This is a genomic window from Cyclobacteriaceae bacterium (genome assembly GCA_013141055.1).
GTDB lineage: Bacteria > Bacteroidota > Bacteroidia > Cytophagales > Cyclobacteriaceae > ELB16-189.
In genome coordinates, this window is the sequence record JABFRS010000001.1 from 1,721,046 (window position 1) to 1,737,003 (window position 15,958).

Consider the following 15,958-nt stretch of genomic DNA (forward strand, 5'->3'; position numbering starts at 1 on the left):
TTTTATAGCACAGGACGTACCAGGCTATGATATTCGGTATTGCAGTCTGTCTATTCAAATGAACCTCTTCGATCAGAAATTTTAATTTTACTTAAATCAATTTCCTCATCTTCTGTTTCTCCATAAAAAGTAGGATCGATATCATCAATCAAAAGTTTCTCACCCGTGTTCTTTTTTGGTTTATCGAAAGTCAAAATCAGAGCCGGCAGTAAGATAAGATTTGTAAACATTGATATTACTAATGTTGTCGATGTGAGAACACCCAATGCAATGGTTCCGCCAAAATCAGAAAAGGTAAAAATGATAAAGCCCGCAAAAAGCACAATAGATGTATAGATAATTGCTTTTCCTGTCTCAAGAATACTTTCACTTACTGAACGAGGCACAAAAAATCCTGAAGACAATAACTCTTGTCTGTACTTTGCCAGGAAACGAATTGAGTTATCAACCGAAATCCCAAACGTGATACTAAAGATCAATGCTGTGCTTGCTTTTAATGGAATATGAAAGTATCCCATAATTCCTGCAGTGATCATTAAAGCAATCAGGTTAGGGATCAATGAAATGACGATCATTCTAACATTGGCAAACAATGCAGCCATGCTCAATGTGATTAGAATGAAAGCCAGAATAAGACTTTTCCACAGATCATTTACCAGATATTTATTTCCCTTGATAAAAAGGACAGAGGTGCCAGTTACATTAACACTCACAGAATCCTTTCCTTCCGCTTTGAATATTTCTTTAATTCTTGGGTTGATTACACCCGTTATTAAAGAGTCCATCCTGTTGGATCCAATATCCGCCATTTGAGCACTGATCCGCATTTTCTGGAATGTGGAATCCGCAAATGACTTTAACAGGCCACTGTTATCCGTCTGTCCCCTCATGTACCGAAGGATAAATCCTTTTTCAGCGTTGGTAGGAATAGTGTAGTAATCCGGATTGTTATTATAGAATGCTTGTTTTGAAGCTTTTACGAAACTTACCAAAGAAACCGGAGGTGAGATCAATTTGATCGAATCAATGAACGATTCAAACTTTTCAACTTTTTTAAGTGTATTAACCTGAAGCAATCCTCTTCGCTTATGGGTATCCACCATGAACTCAATAGGCATAATGCCGCTGAAGTTTGCTTCAAAGAATTTCAAATCTTTCTTCACCTGACTTTCCTCCGGAAGATCATCCACCATAAAAGAAACTGCTTCAAGCTTCATCATTCCTATAACCGAAATGACAACGACAGCGATTGTGGTAATGTAAATAGCAGGGCGGGCTCGTGTCACCAGCAGGTCAATGGTTTTTACAAACCAGTTCATGAATCTGAAGTTCAGATGATGGAGATGCTTTGAAGTCGGTTCAGGTAGCCATGTCAAAATTCCCGGAATCATTACAAGACTTACAAAAAACAAAGCAATGATGTTTAGTCCAGCCACCACACCAAACTCACGAAGTATTACAATATCAGTTGACAATAATGTAAGGAAGCCGATTGCCACGGTAAGGTTTGTAAGGAATGTAGCAAGCCCCATCCTCTGAACAACTATTCTGATAGCTTCAACCTTATTCCTTTGCTTGACAAATTCAAGGTGATATTTATTTAAAAGATAAATAGCATTCGTTATTCCAATCGTAACAATGACCGGTGAGATCAGACCGCTTAATAATGTGATCTTGAATCCAAAAAGCGAAATGGTACCCAATGTCCATACTACCATAACACCTATCATCACTAATGAAAATAATACTGCTCTTACAGACCTGAAGAACAACAGCATAATCAGACCCGTTACAATGGCCGACATGTATGTGAAGAATGCTAATTCACTTTTTACCTGAAGAGCAACTACTGATCGAATGAAAGGCAAGCCCGCATAACGAATCTGAATGCCGGTAGATTTTGAAAATTCATCTCCCAATGCATTTAATGAATTGATGAGTTCCACTCTCCGAACCGAGTTGGCAACACCTTTCTGCACAGAAACGATCATCATGGTTGCGCCATTGTCGGAGTTAACCAATTGGCCCATATAAATCTTCTGCTTTTTTGCTTCGTTTAGCAGACTATCCAGCGCTAATTGTGAAGTTATCTCTGATGGAAAAAGAGGAGACGCATAGAACTTGTTTTGAGCAGTGTCTTTTAAAAGGATCTTGAGAACCGGAAGTGATAAAACATCATTCACGCCATCAATTTTCTTAAGGTCGTCACTTAGCTTTCTGAACTTTTGGAAGTTCTCAAGCTTGTAGATAGAGCTGTCCTTAAAACCTACTGCAATGATGTTACCATCCTCACCAAATTGTTCCTTGAATTTATTGAGAAAAACCATGTCAGGATCGTTGGGAGGAACGGTCCTGGTGAAGTCATAGCTCATCTCCACTTTTGTGGCATAATACCCCATTATCGCTGTGATAATGGCAATAATTACCATCAGCGGCAGGCGAAAACGAATGATACTATCGGCAATGCGAATCCACACGGGAAAAGGGTGTTTTTACGACCCGCAAATGTAAGGGGAGAATACGAGAATTAAGAATGTGAAATCGGGAAGGTGAAGCCAGAAAGACCCGGATTTCCACTAAAATTCAAAAGGTCAATATGAGATTCCTTTGATCTTTCTGAATAACGAAAGCGCATGACGATCTGTGAGACCAGAAATGAAATCTATCACCTGGCGGAGCATCTCATAATCACTTTCACTTTGAATAATAGCTTTGCTTATCTCGGGTGGGAAAAGGAGCGCGAGGTTTTCATACTTCCTTGATTTTCCTTTTTTGCGAAGCATGTCTCCGGCCGCAACGAATTCTTCCAATAGTCCAGGAAGAATTTCATGACCTGCAGCTTCAATCTCAACAACCTGTCTTGCACGATAAATCTTTTGAATACTCACTTCACTTATTTTCTTTAGCGCTCCGCCAAATTCACAAAGGTCAGCCAGGGCATGATCAAATTTTCCTTCTATGATATCTGCTTCATGTTTCAGAAAAACTTCCGTACATGAATCAATCAATTCACCAATCGTTAGCGCACGAAGCGTTCCAAGTTTCTTATTCAGACTTTGATCACCAGCAAGCTTTTGCCTATCAAGCTTTGACTTCAATATCGGAGCAAGCAATTCAACAGTTTCCTCGAAGCTTACAAGACCTAAACGGCATCCATCTTCAAGATCAATGATACTATAGCATATGTCATCCGCAGCTTCTACAAGAAATGCAAGTGGATGACGACACCACGCTCCCTGAACAGCAATTAATTCTAACTGTTGCGAAAGACTTGCAAACAATACCTGTTCACTTTGAAAGTATCCAAACTTCTTCTGACTCTTTTTTGATTTATTGCGTGCCGGGAAGTAAGCGGCACAAGGATATTTTGTAAAAGCTCCCAGCGTTGCACATGTAAGCTTCATTCCATATTCCTGTTGATTCAGAATACGAAAGCCCTGGGCATTTCCTTCAAACTTTGTTAGATCAGTCCATTCAGGCTCGCTCATATTCTTCCTGAACGAAGTATTCTCCATGAAGAAATCTGATAATGCATCTTCACCGGCGTGTCCAAAGGGAGGATTGCCAAGATCATGTGCAAGGGATGCTGCCGCTACAATGGCACCAAAATCAAAAAGAGTAAAATCCTTATTTAATTCAGGATGACGTTCAAGTATCTTCTCTCCTACCCGCTTGCCAAGCGAACGACCTACACTTGAAACCTCCAGGCTGTGCGTAAGGCGGGTATGAACAAAATCGTGTTCCGGAAGCGGATGCACCTGTGTTTTATCCTGAAGTCTCCGGAAAGGATGAGAAAAAATAATCCGATCATAATCCTGCTCAAAAGCACTTCGATAGGATTCCGAAGATGTTGAAGTTTGTCCAAGACGATTAGCAGAAAGAAGGGTTTTCCAGTTCACGGGGCAAAGATATATGAAGGATGTCGAAAGACTAAAGACTCAATGATCCACCAAATACATCTCGCATTAAATGCATAAATCCTGTCTGGATAGCATGACCAACTTTAGGTTCCGAAATTTCCTATTTTTGGTAGTATGTATAAAGCTACGGTTAACGGTAAATCATTCGAAATTGTAACAGAAGCAGAAAGCTGGCTGGTAAATGGAAATCCACTTTCATGGGATGTAAGTTCACTGGGCGAAGGTCATTATCATATAATCTATAATAACAAGGGTTTTCAGGCGGAATTAGTGAAGTTGGATCGCGAAGCAAAAACGATTGATCTTAAGATCAATGGAATAAAGTACACACTTCAGCTTCGTGACAAATTTGATTTATTACTGGAAAAGATGGGAATGAATGCAACGACCGCCGGAAAGGTGAACGTTATCAAGGCTCCTATGCCGGGTTTAATCATTGATTTAAGAATAAAACCAGGAGATGTTGTGAAGGCGGGAGATGCATTGCTTGTGCTGGAAGCAATGAAAATGGAAAATATTATCAAAGCACCGAATGAAGGCACTGTGAAAAGTGTTAAGATCAAAAAAGGTGATACAGTGGAAAAAAATCAGCTGTTGATAGAGTTTTGAGGGGTTTGAATTATGGAAATCAATTTTGATAGAATAAAAGTTCTTTTCGAGAGCCTGAAAAATATCGGGTTCCTGGGTAGACTTTTTAGTTGGGGAGAAGTAAAGAATCAGGTAATTGATGCTAGTGGGGATCTGCAAAAACTTATTTCCACAATCGAATCATTGCGCACAGAAAATTCAAAGCTTGAGAACTGGCTGAATCTGGAGAAGGCTTCGATCAAGGGAAATCAGGATATGATCAACAGGCTTACCTCTGAAAATGGAAGCCTGAAAGGCGCAGAACAAAATCAAACAAAGCGCCTTGAGGAATTATTGAATCAGGTTACCTCGCTGACAACTGAGAACAAGCAATACTTGAAACGGGGCCAGGATCTGAAGGATGAGTTGACGATAACAAAGGAAAAGTTAAACTCAGTAGAAAAAGAAGTCCGTGATCTTCGCGATGATAATTCTAAACTTAGAAAAGATGAAGAGTTCAGGAGACAAGATCATTCCAATGCGGTTTCTTCTTTAAAACAAATTCAGGAAAAATTTCAAAAAGACAGGGAGCGCGAACTGGATGACAAAAAGAATAATGAGATCCAGCGTCTCATGCGACAAAAAGAAACCTGGCTGAACCATGAAGAGAGAGTCAGCAATGCTATTCGTGCTGTCTGTTCAAAGCACACGGTTGAATATGTTGACAAAGTTCCCTTCAAAGGAGAACCTGATAACACGATCAAGATTATTGACGAGTACGTGATCTTCGATGCGAAAAGTCCTGCCAGTGATGATCTTTCAAATTTTCCTTCATACCTAAAAAATCAAACTGAGTCTGTAAAAAAGTACGCTAAAGAAGAAAATGTAAGAAGAGAAATTTTCCTTGTGGTCCCCACCAATACATTGGAGACGCTGGATAATTTCATTTATCGTTTACCGGATTACACTGTTTACATCATATCATTGGATGCTTTAGAGCCGATCATTGTCAGCTTAAAGGCAATTGAGCAGTACGAATTTGCTCAGGAGTTGAGTCCTGAGGAACGTGATAACATTTGTCGTGTACTCGGGAAATTTGCTCACCTATCCAAAAGAAGAATTCAGATTGATGCATTCTTCGCAAAACAGTTTTTGGAATTGGTGTACCGTGGTGAGTCGGATCTGCCAAAAGATATTCTTGAAAGGGTTACAGAGTTTGAAAAATCAGAGAAGATAAATCCGCCAATTGAAAAAAGGGCGAAGCAGATTAATTTGAAAGAGCTCGAAATTCAAACCACTGAATTAAATAATGATGCCAATTCAAAAGGTATTATTACAGAAAACTCAATGCTATCAAAAAGCATTGATAGATTGCCCTTGTATACTTCCGATCTTGAAGATGGAGGCAGTGACGAACAAGGTCAGCTGTTTAAATGACACCCAATTTTTCACCCAACTTATATAACATCATGAAAAAAGTATTTATCCTATTCGTGTTTGCTGCCATTTTTTACTCTTGCGCTCCTGGTCCCATCGGTTCCTGGAATTATTCTGTCACAGGTACTCCACAAGGGGATTATAAAGGTGTAATGACCATAATGAAAACCGATAAAGGTTATGCAGCCAAGTTGGTCGGTGATACTGGTGAGGTGCCCTTTAATACATTCAGTTATGCATCCAAAACAAAAACAGCAACAGGTACCTTTGACTTCTCTGGTGTAAATCTGGATTTCAATTCAAAAGTGGATAAAGATGCCATGAAAGGGAGTCTTTCAACCAGTGGAATGGAGTTTCCCTTTGTAGCAACGAGAAAAAAGTAAATGACTTTCTTTTAGATGAAACTGACTTCCGATAATAAGCTCAAAAAATTAATTGTTGTAGGTGACCGCGTGTTGATCCGTCCAACAAAAGAATCTGACAGGACTGATAGCGGTCTTTATCTTCCGGCAAGCGTCCAGGAAAAAGAAAAAATCCAGAAGGGATATGTATTGAAGGTTGGCCCCGGATACCCACTGCCGATGCCAACCGACGAAGATGATGCCTGGAGAGGCAAAGAAGATTCTATAAAATATTTACCACTTCAGGCACATGAGGGCGATCTGGCAATCTTTCTGCAAAAAGGTGCTATTGAGGTTATGTATGAGAACGAGAAATATTATATCGTACCACAAGCCTCAATTTTGATGCTAGAGCGGGAGGAGGATTTATAATGGCGGGGTTATCATTTGATGTGTTGCGTGTAGGAAAAAGATATAAGCTTGTTAACTACGGAGACAAGTACGAGTTTGAAGTCGAAAGAATATTATCTAACGGAGATTTTTCTGTAAAAGATCTTATTACACTTGAGCGATATAAACTTAAGGACACGATTAAATTTGGTAAGGGTAAAGATTTTGAATTAAGGGATCTGGAAGGTTAGATCAGATTCTGGTTTTTACACTATCTGTTTTTCTGTAGAAGTAAATTATCGATGATGGGATCAGCACAATTACCAAAAAGAATATTCCTGATAATGAAACTACTGTTGCTCCTCGCAGATGCAGCATTTTAAATAGCGCCCCAAATGCAAGCAACGTAGCGGTAACTACACAAACGATAATGACGAAGATTTTCATAAAATCAATTTAAGAAAATTTTAGGCGAAATTTGAAAATCAATAAAGCCGACCCATGATACGGGTCGGCTTTATTGTTTATGGTTCCTCGTTCATTTTTCCTTTTTCTTCAATCCAAATAGAAACCTTCCTACATTATTACTTTGGATAAACACTGCATAAAATAGTACGCAACTGAATAACGTCAGGAAACTGATTGAGAAGAATTTTGCCGCGATACTCCAGTCCAGCTGGCAGATGTAATAACCGATTGCTATAATGACCGTTTGATGGAGAATATAAAACGGGTACAATCCTTCGTTAAAATATTTCAACCATGGATGAGGTTTATTAAGATAGTGTTGACCATAAGCAATGATTGTGATTACGGTAAACCAACTTACAAAAATTGCAACTACGTCGAAAGCCGTTTCCACCTGATCTATTGTTCCCGGAAGCTGAATGAGCTCTCTGAAATGGAAATAGATTATATAAAATGGAATAAGGCTGATCACGGCAGCAATTAAAAGATATTTTCTATTTATACCGATAGCTTCCCATAAATTCGGATTCGAATAGCATAGAATTCCAAAAAGGAAAAAACAGAAATAAAAAACGAAGTAACCAAGATCTTTAAAATCATGTGTCTCATCAGGAAAATAAGGTCTTAAAATAATCTGTGTTATCAAAATGATCGTCGATGGCACCAATAGAATGGTTACCGGGCGTGATAAAATCTGGTATGCCTTTTCCCTGAAGCCAGTAGATCGTTCTGAGCGCAGATAATTCAAAAAAGGAAGAGCCATCAACGAAAAAACCAGAAGATAGATAATGAACCAGAGATGATGCCAGCTGAAACTTCCTTTTGGATAGGGTTTAAAATCAAAAACGGTCTTATAAAAATCCCAATAGCCGTTATACTCACCGATATGCTCGTAATAAATCTGAGGAGGAACGATTACAAACATTCCAAAAACGAGGGGAATAAAAAGTCGCTTGAAACGCTCCCCCGCAAATTGTTTTGGAGTTCTTTTGCCCAACGCCATGTATGTGCCCGCACCAGAGATAAAAAGAAGCAATGGCATTCTCCAGAAATGCAACCACACCATCCAGTAGTTGAAACTGACAGAGGTTTCTGCATTCTTTACATGCCACTCCCATTTATTAAACCACATACCTGTGTGGAAAAATAGAAGGATGACAATTGCGATGAGCCGCAGCCAGTCTAAATCGTGACGGCGGGTGGACAAGTCATTAGAATTAATGTTCATATGTAAATTTCTTTTTGTCAAAGAAACCTTCACGAAATACAAATTAATGCTGTTTTTATAAGTTAAAAGGCCGATTCTATAAAGTCGAACCAAAAACTGCTGCTATCTTTGATTTATGCACTTCACAATTTCACCTGCTAACCTATCTGATGCTGCCGAACTCGACAGGCTGGTTAATGCTGCTTACCGTGGGGATAGTTCCCGACAAGGCTGGACCACGGAAGCCGATCTTCTTGATGGCACACGAACTGAGATTTCGGTAATCGAGGAGACTCTTCGCAAACCAGGATCCATGATTCTTAAATATGTAGAAGATGGAAAAATCCAGGGCTGCATGGAATTACGAAACGAAGGAGCAAAATTGTATTTAGGAATGCTGACCGTTCTTCCCAATCTACAGGGAAAAGGAATTGGAAAAGAGTTATTAAAGGCGGCTGAGACCGAAGCAAAAAAGCAAAATTGCAATTCGATTCATATGACTGTAATCTCAGTTCGAACAGAGCTTATCGATTGGTACGTGAGGCATGGCTATGAAAAAGGGGGACTGAAGCCTTTTAATATCCCTGATGATCGTTTCGGTTTACCGAAAAAACAACTGGAGTTCTTATCTCTGGAGAAGAAAATCGCTTAGTATCGATCAGCTTGATCTAAACTCGCTCGGCGTCTTTCCGGTAAGCTTTTTAAAAACTGTATTAAAAGAAGACTTTGAGTGATAGCCTACCTGCTCTGCAATTTCTTCTACTTTCAAATTCATTTTTTCTTTCAACAATCGCTTCGCTTCCTCAACCCGGTACTCTGCCAATAGTTCAAAAAAAGTCCTCTCCATCCTTTCATTAATGACCTGAGAGAGTAAATGAACTGAAATAGAGAGCCGCTGTGCCAGGTCAGGCAGTGAGAACATTGGCTGAAGAAATGGCTTTTCAGTTTCCATGACTAATTTTAACTTGATCAGAATACTTTGTGACTGATCCTCTGTCAGCGATGAGGTCTTATACTTCTGCTGTTCAAGGAGAATTGCAGGTTTAAAAAATCCGGAGTTTCGGATGACTGAAAAACTTGTGGTGTAAATAGTTATCGCAATAAATCCTGCAAAAATATGATCCCCGGTATCATCGGGATTATTAAGCTTGACGATCACAATAAAAACTACAGAAGAGAATAATTGAAATACATGCCATTGCAAAATTCTTAGCGTGCTGGATTTTGGCTTTAGAAAAGAGTCTTTTTTTCTTCGAAAGATCTTGTATGTTTCAACAAGGCAAAGAATAGCATAAATAAAAATGGAGGCTATTGTGATCTCTGTAATAAAGTTTCGTATTCCCAATATGTCCGCGTCATAAGGATAATCAAAGTCCCTAAAAGAGAGCTCAGGATGATATGCGCCTAACCATGAATTGTACTTTGCATCCTCAGGTAAGATCAAAAACGGAATCAGGTAAAAGGCGTAAAGCACTGCAGGTAAAAGGTGGAGATAATCCACTTTTCGAATGGAACCTCTTATCAGGCTTATGATCATCAGGAAAGTAAAGGGACCTATCAAAAGAGAAAGCGGTTCCGAAAAATCAACCAAATAGAAACAATGAATGATGTAGCCGGTGTACATCAGGAATATTTCAAGAATGCAGCACGCTACCACAATCAGCAAAAAGCCATGAAATAAATTACTCTGAATTTTTCGATTCTCCTTTGACAAAAAGAAAAGGGAAAGGAACATTGCCTGAACAATTCCCAGAAATATAAATACCGCCCAGAGATCAATTCTGTAATGAACTACGCCACTCATACTCAATTTTGGCCAACACCAAAGTAACCAAATTATATTCACGGCTTTTTGATATTTTTATCAAGATGTTATCCTTCTAAAATTCAGCAATATGCGCATACTCTGCACGCTTCTATTAATAATCTCCTTCCTTACTTCTTTCAGTCAGAACTTGGATCTTCCAGCGGATTTTCTCACCAAGGATTTTCACAAGGAACGCAGGCAGAAACTTCGTGATGTGCTTCCTCCCAATTCAGTCGCAGTCGTTTTTGCCAATGCAGTTCGTAATCGGGCCAACGATGTAGACTACGGTTATCATCAGGATCCCAATTTTTTCTATCTGACAGGTTATCGTGAACCTGATGCAGTTCTCTTCATTTTCAAGGACAAGCAGACCTCATCAAACAGTACCAGTTACGATGAAATTCTATTCATCCAACCCCGCAATCAACTTGATGAGATGTGGACAGGAAGGCGTCTTGGAGAAGCCGGCGTAAAAGAAGTGCTGGGCTTTGAGCAAGCATTCAACAACAGCGAATTCAAACGCTACAATGTCGATTTCCAAAAATTCGATAAAATATTGTTCTATGATTTTCAGAATGATGTGCGAAATGATCCAAGGGATTCCTCAGACTTGTATGATCTTATTGCACAATTCAAAACAAAAGTTCAGTATCCTGAAAACAATAAACTTACTGTAACACGTGAGTTGCAAAAGAACAATCTTGACACCAGAGGCTTGAAATCATTAATGGCCGGTCTGCGCGGAATTAAAACAAAAGAAGAACTGGAAATGATTCGCAAAGCAGTCTCCATTTCATGCATGGGGCAAGTTGAAGTATTGAAAGCAATGAAACCGGGAATGTCAGAACGTGAAATTCAGGGCATACATGAATTTGTCTTTAAAAAATATGAAGCAGAAGATGTTGGATATCCATCCATCGTGGGAGCAGGACATAATGGCTGTATTCTTCATTATGTTGATAACTATAAACCAATGATTTCAACCAAAGAACTTATTCTAATGGATCTCGGCGCTGAGTACCATGGATACACTGCTGACATCACCCGTACTTTTCCGGTCAGTGGAAAATTTTCTCCTGAACAAAAACAGATCTATGAGCTGGTGTTGAAAGCTCAGGAAGAGGCAATGAAGAGCTGCAAACCCGGAACGCCGATGTCAAAACTCACAATGATCTGTCAGGAGATTATTAATAAAGGACTTTTTGATTTGGGAATTATTAAATCAATAACAGAAAGACATTTTTATTTTCCTCATGGAGTCTCTCATCATATCGGACTGGATGTTCATGACATTGGTGGTGGTGTGTTGGAAGAGAATAATACCGTTACCATTGAACCTGGAATTTACATTCCGGATAATTCAAATTGTGATAAAAAATGGTGGGGAATTGCTGTGCGGATCGAGGATGATTACCTGATCACGAAAGATGGTTATGAACATTTATCAGCTTCTGCACCCCGTACTGTTAAAGACATCGAAGCAATGATGAAGCTACCCAGTGCTCTCGACGATTTCTTACTACCTTCATTAGATAAAAAGAACTAATAACATGAAACGATCCATTCTCTTTTTTCTCCTGGCCCTTTGCAGTGTTTCATCATTTGCTCAACAAATGTGGACGGCCAATCAGGCCAATGCCTGGTATGCAGACCAACCCTGGCTGGTCGGTTGTAATTATATTCCTAACAATGCCATCAACGAACTTGAAATGTGGCAGGCCGAAACATGGGATCCCGCCACAATTGATCGTGAATTGGGGTGGGCTGAAAGCATTGGCATGAATACACTTCGCGTTTTTCTTCATGATCTTTTATGGCAACAGGATGCCGAAGGATTCAAGAAAAGACTCAATGAGTTTCTGGCCATTTGTGAAAAGCATCACATCCGTCCTATGCTTGTTTTGTTTGACAGCGTCTGGGATCCAAATCCAAAACTTGGAAAACAACGTGATCCAAAACCGGGGGTTCATAATTCAGGATGGGTGCAAAGTCCTGGAGCAGCAGCCTTGATGGATGAAAAGCAATATCCACGTCTGGAAGCATATGTAAAAGGTGTTGTGGGCACCTACGCAAATGACAAAAGAATTTTGTGCTGGGACATCTGGAATGAGCCGGATAACGTGAATTCAAATAATTACGAGGATCCTAAAAACAAACTTGAATTTGTTGAGAAACTCCTTCCGAAAGCATTTGAATGGGCCCGCGCCGCAAAACCATCACAGCCTTTAACATCAGGGGTATGGCAGATCAATTACAATGATTTTAAAGGACTTAATCCGATTGAAAAAATTCAATTAACTCAATCTGACATTATCAGTTTTCATAATTACGGAGATGCTCCAAGCTTTGAACAAAGCGTCAAGATGTTCAAAACCTATGGGAGACCAATGATGTGCACAGAATATCTCGCTCGCGGCAACAACAGTAAATTCGAAACAATACTTCCTATTGGAAAAGAGAATAAAATCGCCATGTACAATTGGGGATTTGTGAAAGGCAAAACACAAACTGATCTTCCATGGGATTCCTGGCAAAAGCCTTATGTCAATGGTCGAGTTCCTGCCGTGTGGCACCATGAAATCTTTTATGCAGATGGAAAGCCGTATCAGGAATCAGAAGTTCAGGTAATACGTTCTCTCACCGGAAAAAAATAACTCCTTGGTTATGAAGAAAATACCATCACTGGCTATTGTAATCTTTATAATCGTTTCATCCTGCAAACCGAAAGAAGAAGAGTCAAGCTTGTCAAAAAATCTTGACTCTTTTTTTTCATCACAATATTCCTCAGATCAACCCGGCGGAGCAGTATTGATCTTAAAAGATACTTCTATACTCTTTTCAAAAGGATATGGGTTAGCAGATCTGAAAACCAAAGAAGCAATAACAACCAAAACACTCTTCAATCTTGGGTCAATTTCAAAAACAATTGTAGCGAATGGGATTCTTATTCTTCAGGAGCAAGGTAAACTCTCCGTTGAAGACAGTTTGCTAAAATATTTTCCGGATTTTAAGAACAAAGAGATTGCTAAAAAAGTAAGGATCAAACATTTATTGACCCACACTTCTGGCCTTCCGGACAATCGTCAGGTTGTTAAAGACTCTGTTTTCTTTTTGACAGCCAATGATGAGCAGAATTGGTATCCCATAACACAAACAGATACCCTTGAATTCGAGCCAGGTTCAAAATACAATTATTCCAATCCATCCTACAATGCGTTGGCTCTTATCATACAAAAGGTAAGTGGCCAAAAGTGGCAGGACTTCATTAAAGAAAAAATCTTTATTCCCGGTAACATGCCTACCAGTACAATCACGGACGGAGCTCATCCACACGAAGGTGTATCGCATGGGTACACCATGATTGCGCATCAATGGACGGAAGATGATTATGGAGAAGAGCCAACGTTCTGCGCTTCTGGAAATGGAGGGGTATGGAGTTCTGTTGAAGAATTGGCGAATTATGAAATCGCTCTTCGAAAAGCAGCATTTCTTTCAAAGACTTCTATTGATGATTCAAGAACGATCAAGACTTTTTCCAATTGGAGGAGTTCTCATCCCGCCGACCGGGGATGGTCATGGCAGATCCTTAAGGTTGGAAATTATAACACTGCTGAACACACAGGAAGTCAGGGTGGGTTTATGGCCAATTATGTGGCAATTCCTGAAAAAGGAATTTTATTAGTTGTGCTTAATAATGCCCCATACGACGTCAATCTTCAAAGAGATAAAATTATTTCTCTGTTGGAAGAGGAAAAGTGGCTTGAATAGGCCGCCACTCATCAATCGCAAAGTCCACCCTCCCGGAAGGGATGCTACGAAATACATTATTCTTTTTATTTTTAGGAGTTCACCAAATGCCTAATCTATCAACTCATGAGTTTATTTATTAAAAAGTCGCTTTCGGCATTAATGTCTCAGGCTGGCGATTCTGAAAAAGGCTTGAAGCGTACGCTCGGACCTGTTAATCTGATAGCCCTTGGCATTGGAGCCATTATTGGCGCTGGATTATTTGTGAGAACAGCGTCAGCCGCTGGCGATGCTGCCGGACCAGCCGTTGTGATCTCATATATTATTGCCGGAGTCGGCTGCGCTTTTGCAGGGCTTTGTTATGCTGAATTTGCAAGCATGATTCCAATCGCAGGAAGTGCTTATGCATATGCTTACGTGACCATGGGTGAATTTTTAGCCTGGATCATCGGTTGGGCTCTTATTCTTGAATATGCTCTCGCTGCTGCTACAGTTTCAATCGCATGGAGTGAATATTTAAATAGTTTGCTGGGAGGTCGAATACCTTATGAATGGTGTCACTCGCCATGGGAATCAATGGGTGGTGCCACTGGAATTATGAATGTTCCTGCGGTTTTCATTTTAGTGCTCCTCACTCTCGTCCTCATAAAGGGCACGCAGGAATCCGCGACACTCAATGCGATCATTGTTGTTATCAAAGTTTCTATTGTCCTTGTTCTTATCGTTGTAGGCTGGGGCTTTATTAACGAAGCGAACTACACTCCTTTCACAATCCCAAACATTGTTGGTCATGAAGCATGGAACCGTCATGGATGGGGAGGTGTGCTGGGAGGGGCCAGTATTGTGTTCTTCGCTTTCATTGGCTTTGACGCGGTCTCTACAGCGGCTCAAGAGGCCAAAAATCCAAAACGCGACATGCCGATTGGTATCCTTGGATCATTATTGATCTGTACGATTCTTTTCGTTTTATTCTCTCACGTATTAACCGGTGTTGCAAACTGGCAGGAATTTAAAGTTGCCGGGAAAGAAGCTTCTGTTGCGTATGCAATTAATACTTACATGACAGGTTATGGATGGCTGGCAACATTAGTTACTGTTGCGATCCTTGCCGGTTTCTCTTCTGTAATTCTCGTGATGTTAATGGGTCAATCCAGGGTATTCTATTCAATGTCTAAGGATGGATTGGTGCCAAAAGTATTCTCTGAGCTACATCCAAAGTTCCGCACTCCATTTAAATCAAACATGATACTCTTTGTATTCGTGGCGCTCTTTGCCGCTTTTGTTCCAGGAGATATTGCAGGAGATTTAACAAGCTTTGGAACATTGTTCGCGTTCGTCCTCGTATGTGCAGGAATCTGGGTAATGCGTGTTAAAAATCCCGAAGCGGTGAGACCATTCAAAACACCTTTGGTTCCTTTGATTCCTATCCTTGGAATTCTGGTTTGCTCAGCCCTTATCTTTTCATTGGATTATGTCACGCAGCTCTCAGCGCTTGCATGGCTGATTGTTGGCTTATTCGTCTACTTCTTATATAGTAAGAAAAACAGTGTCTTAAGAAAAGGACAGCAGTAGATCTGAAAAGTATCAAATAAAAAGACCAGCTCACACTGGTCTTTTTTTATGCCTCCTGATTGGGTTCAATTTGCGATCTCGTTTATGATCGTAAGGTTTGGACTATTAAACTCCGTTCGGTATTTTCTTAAGGGTCGCCAGGCAATTCCTCCCGTTGGCATCCCGTCTGTAAACCCAAAAGTAGATCCACAGCCACCGCATTGCATGTATAAATTCGAAGGATGAATTGTAATGTTAGACCCTGCCTCATTGGGATGATAGGAGCAATTCACTTCATACGCAGAATAATTCGATGCGCTGTTTCTATAAACGATCACACCACGTACGCCAAGATTTCCAAATTGCTTAAAGCCGCCATCATTATTCAATACCTGATACTCAGGAAAATATATATTGATAGTGAAGTCAGCAAAAGGAACAATCGGAATAGGATCATCTGAAAGGTCACGGTCACACGCCACGATTAATAACAAAGCCAGAATGAAAACACGGGAAAACATTG

Annotated in this window: 16 protein-coding genes; 10 read left to right on the forward strand and 6 right to left on the reverse strand. The window is 40.0% G+C overall.

What is annotated here, in order from left to right; all coding sequences use genetic code 11:
• Positions 1 to 50: 50 nt before the first annotated feature.
• Both HOP08_07600 and HOP08_07605 read right to left on the reverse strand, forming a co-directional pair.
• Positions 51 to 2,429 (reverse strand): MMPL family transporter, encoded by a 2,379-nt coding sequence (locus HOP08_07600; protein ID NOT74778.1) that lies wholly within the window; start codon positions 2,427 to 2,429, stop codon positions 51 to 53.
• 162 nt (positions 2,430 to 2,591) lie between these two features.
• Positions 2,592 to 3,899 (reverse strand): deoxyguanosinetriphosphate triphosphohydrolase, encoded by a 1,308-nt coding sequence (locus HOP08_07605; GenBank protein ID NOT74779.1) that lies wholly within the window; start codon positions 3,897 to 3,899, stop codon positions 2,592 to 2,594.
• Positions 3,900 to 4,034: 135 nt separating this feature from the next.
• Between HOP08_07605 and HOP08_07610 the strand changes: the two genes are divergently transcribed.
• The 5 genes from HOP08_07610 to HOP08_07630 are packed head-to-tail and all read left to right on the forward strand — an operon-like array spanning position 4,035 to position 6,906.
• Entirely contained in the window at positions 4,035 to 4,529 is a 495-nt protein-coding gene (locus HOP08_07610) for a biotin/lipoyl-binding protein (protein ID NOT74780.1), read from the forward strand.
• 12 nt (positions 4,530 to 4,541) lie between these two features.
• Entirely contained in the window at positions 4,542 to 5,924 is a 1,383-nt protein-coding gene (locus HOP08_07615) for a hypothetical protein (GenBank protein NOT74781.1), read from the forward strand.
• A gap of 32 nt (positions 5,925 to 5,956) precedes the next feature.
• Complete coding sequence (locus tag HOP08_07620; protein ID NOT74782.1) at positions 5,957 to 6,307, forward strand: hypothetical protein; 351 nt, start codon at positions 5,957 to 5,959, stop codon at positions 6,305 to 6,307.
• Positions 6,308 to 6,322: 15 nt separating this feature from the next.
• Complete coding sequence (locus tag HOP08_07625) at positions 6,323 to 6,697, forward strand: co-chaperone GroES (GenBank protein ID NOT74783.1); 375 nt, start codon at positions 6,323 to 6,325, stop codon at positions 6,695 to 6,697.
• Positions 6,697 to 6,906 carry a hypothetical protein gene (locus HOP08_07630; protein NOT74784.1) on the forward strand — a complete coding sequence of 70 codons (210 nt, stop codon included), beginning with the start codon at positions 6,697 to 6,699 and terminating at the stop codon, positions 6,904 to 6,906. The genes HOP08_07625 and HOP08_07630 overlap by 1 nt, the downstream gene beginning before the upstream one ends.
• A 1-nt stretch (position 6,907) precedes the next feature.
• Here HOP08_07630 and HOP08_07635 read toward each other — a convergent pair whose 3' ends face one another.
• Together HOP08_07635 and HOP08_07640 are read right to left on the reverse strand one after the other, a co-directional pair.
• Positions 6,908 to 7,102, reverse strand: a complete 195-nt coding sequence (locus HOP08_07635) for a hypothetical protein (GenBank protein NOT74785.1) — start codon at positions 7,100 to 7,102, stop codon at positions 6,908 to 6,910.
• 91 nt (positions 7,103 to 7,193) lie between these two features.
• Positions 7,194 to 8,351 carry an acyltransferase family protein gene (locus HOP08_07640; GenBank protein NOT74786.1) on the reverse strand — a complete coding sequence of 386 codons (1,158 nt, stop codon included), beginning with the start codon at positions 8,349 to 8,351 and terminating at the stop codon, positions 7,194 to 7,196.
• Positions 8,352 to 8,466: 115 nt separating this feature from the next.
• Here HOP08_07640 and HOP08_07645 point away from each other — a divergent pair, with 115 nt between their 5' ends.
• Complete coding sequence (locus tag HOP08_07645; protein NOT74787.1) at positions 8,467 to 8,982, forward strand: GNAT family N-acetyltransferase; 516 nt, start codon at positions 8,467 to 8,469, stop codon at positions 8,980 to 8,982.
• Positions 8,983 to 8,988: 6 nt separating this feature from the next.
• On the opposite strand, the gene HOP08_07650 is transcribed toward HOP08_07645, so the two are convergent.
• Entirely contained in the window at positions 8,989 to 10,134 is a 1,146-nt protein-coding gene (locus HOP08_07650) for an AraC family transcriptional regulator (GenBank protein NOT74788.1), read from the reverse strand.
• A gap of 91 nt (positions 10,135 to 10,225) precedes the next feature.
• Between HOP08_07650 and HOP08_07655 the strand changes: the two genes are divergently transcribed.
• From HOP08_07655 to HOP08_07670, 4 genes are all read left to right on the forward strand, one after another.
• A complete protein-coding gene (locus tag HOP08_07655; protein NOT74789.1) occupies positions 10,226 to 11,683 on the forward strand; it encodes an aminopeptidase P family protein in 1,458 nt (485 codons plus the stop codon).
• 4 nt (positions 11,684 to 11,687) lie between these two features.
• Positions 11,688 to 12,791 (forward strand): cellulase family glycosylhydrolase, encoded by a 1,104-nt coding sequence (locus HOP08_07660; GenBank protein ID NOT74790.1) that lies wholly within the window; start codon positions 11,688 to 11,690, stop codon positions 12,789 to 12,791.
• Between the two features lie 10 nt (positions 12,792 to 12,801).
• Positions 12,802 to 13,905, forward strand: coding sequence for a beta-lactamase family protein (locus HOP08_07665; GenBank protein ID NOT74791.1), 1,104 nt, complete (start codon positions 12,802 to 12,804; stop codon positions 13,903 to 13,905).
• Between the two features lie 105 nt (positions 13,906 to 14,010).
• Positions 14,011 to 15,456 carry an amino acid permease gene (locus HOP08_07670; protein NOT74792.1) on the forward strand — a complete coding sequence of 482 codons (1,446 nt, stop codon included), beginning with the start codon at positions 14,011 to 14,013 and terminating at the stop codon, positions 15,454 to 15,456.
• Positions 15,457 to 15,521: 65 nt separating this feature from the next.
• On the opposite strand, the gene HOP08_07675 is transcribed toward HOP08_07670, so the two are convergent.
• Positions 15,522 to 15,956 (reverse strand): hypothetical protein, encoded by a 435-nt coding sequence (locus tag HOP08_07675; protein ID NOT74793.1) that lies wholly within the window; start codon positions 15,954 to 15,956, stop codon positions 15,522 to 15,524.
• Positions 15,957 to 15,958: the final 2 nt, after the last annotated feature.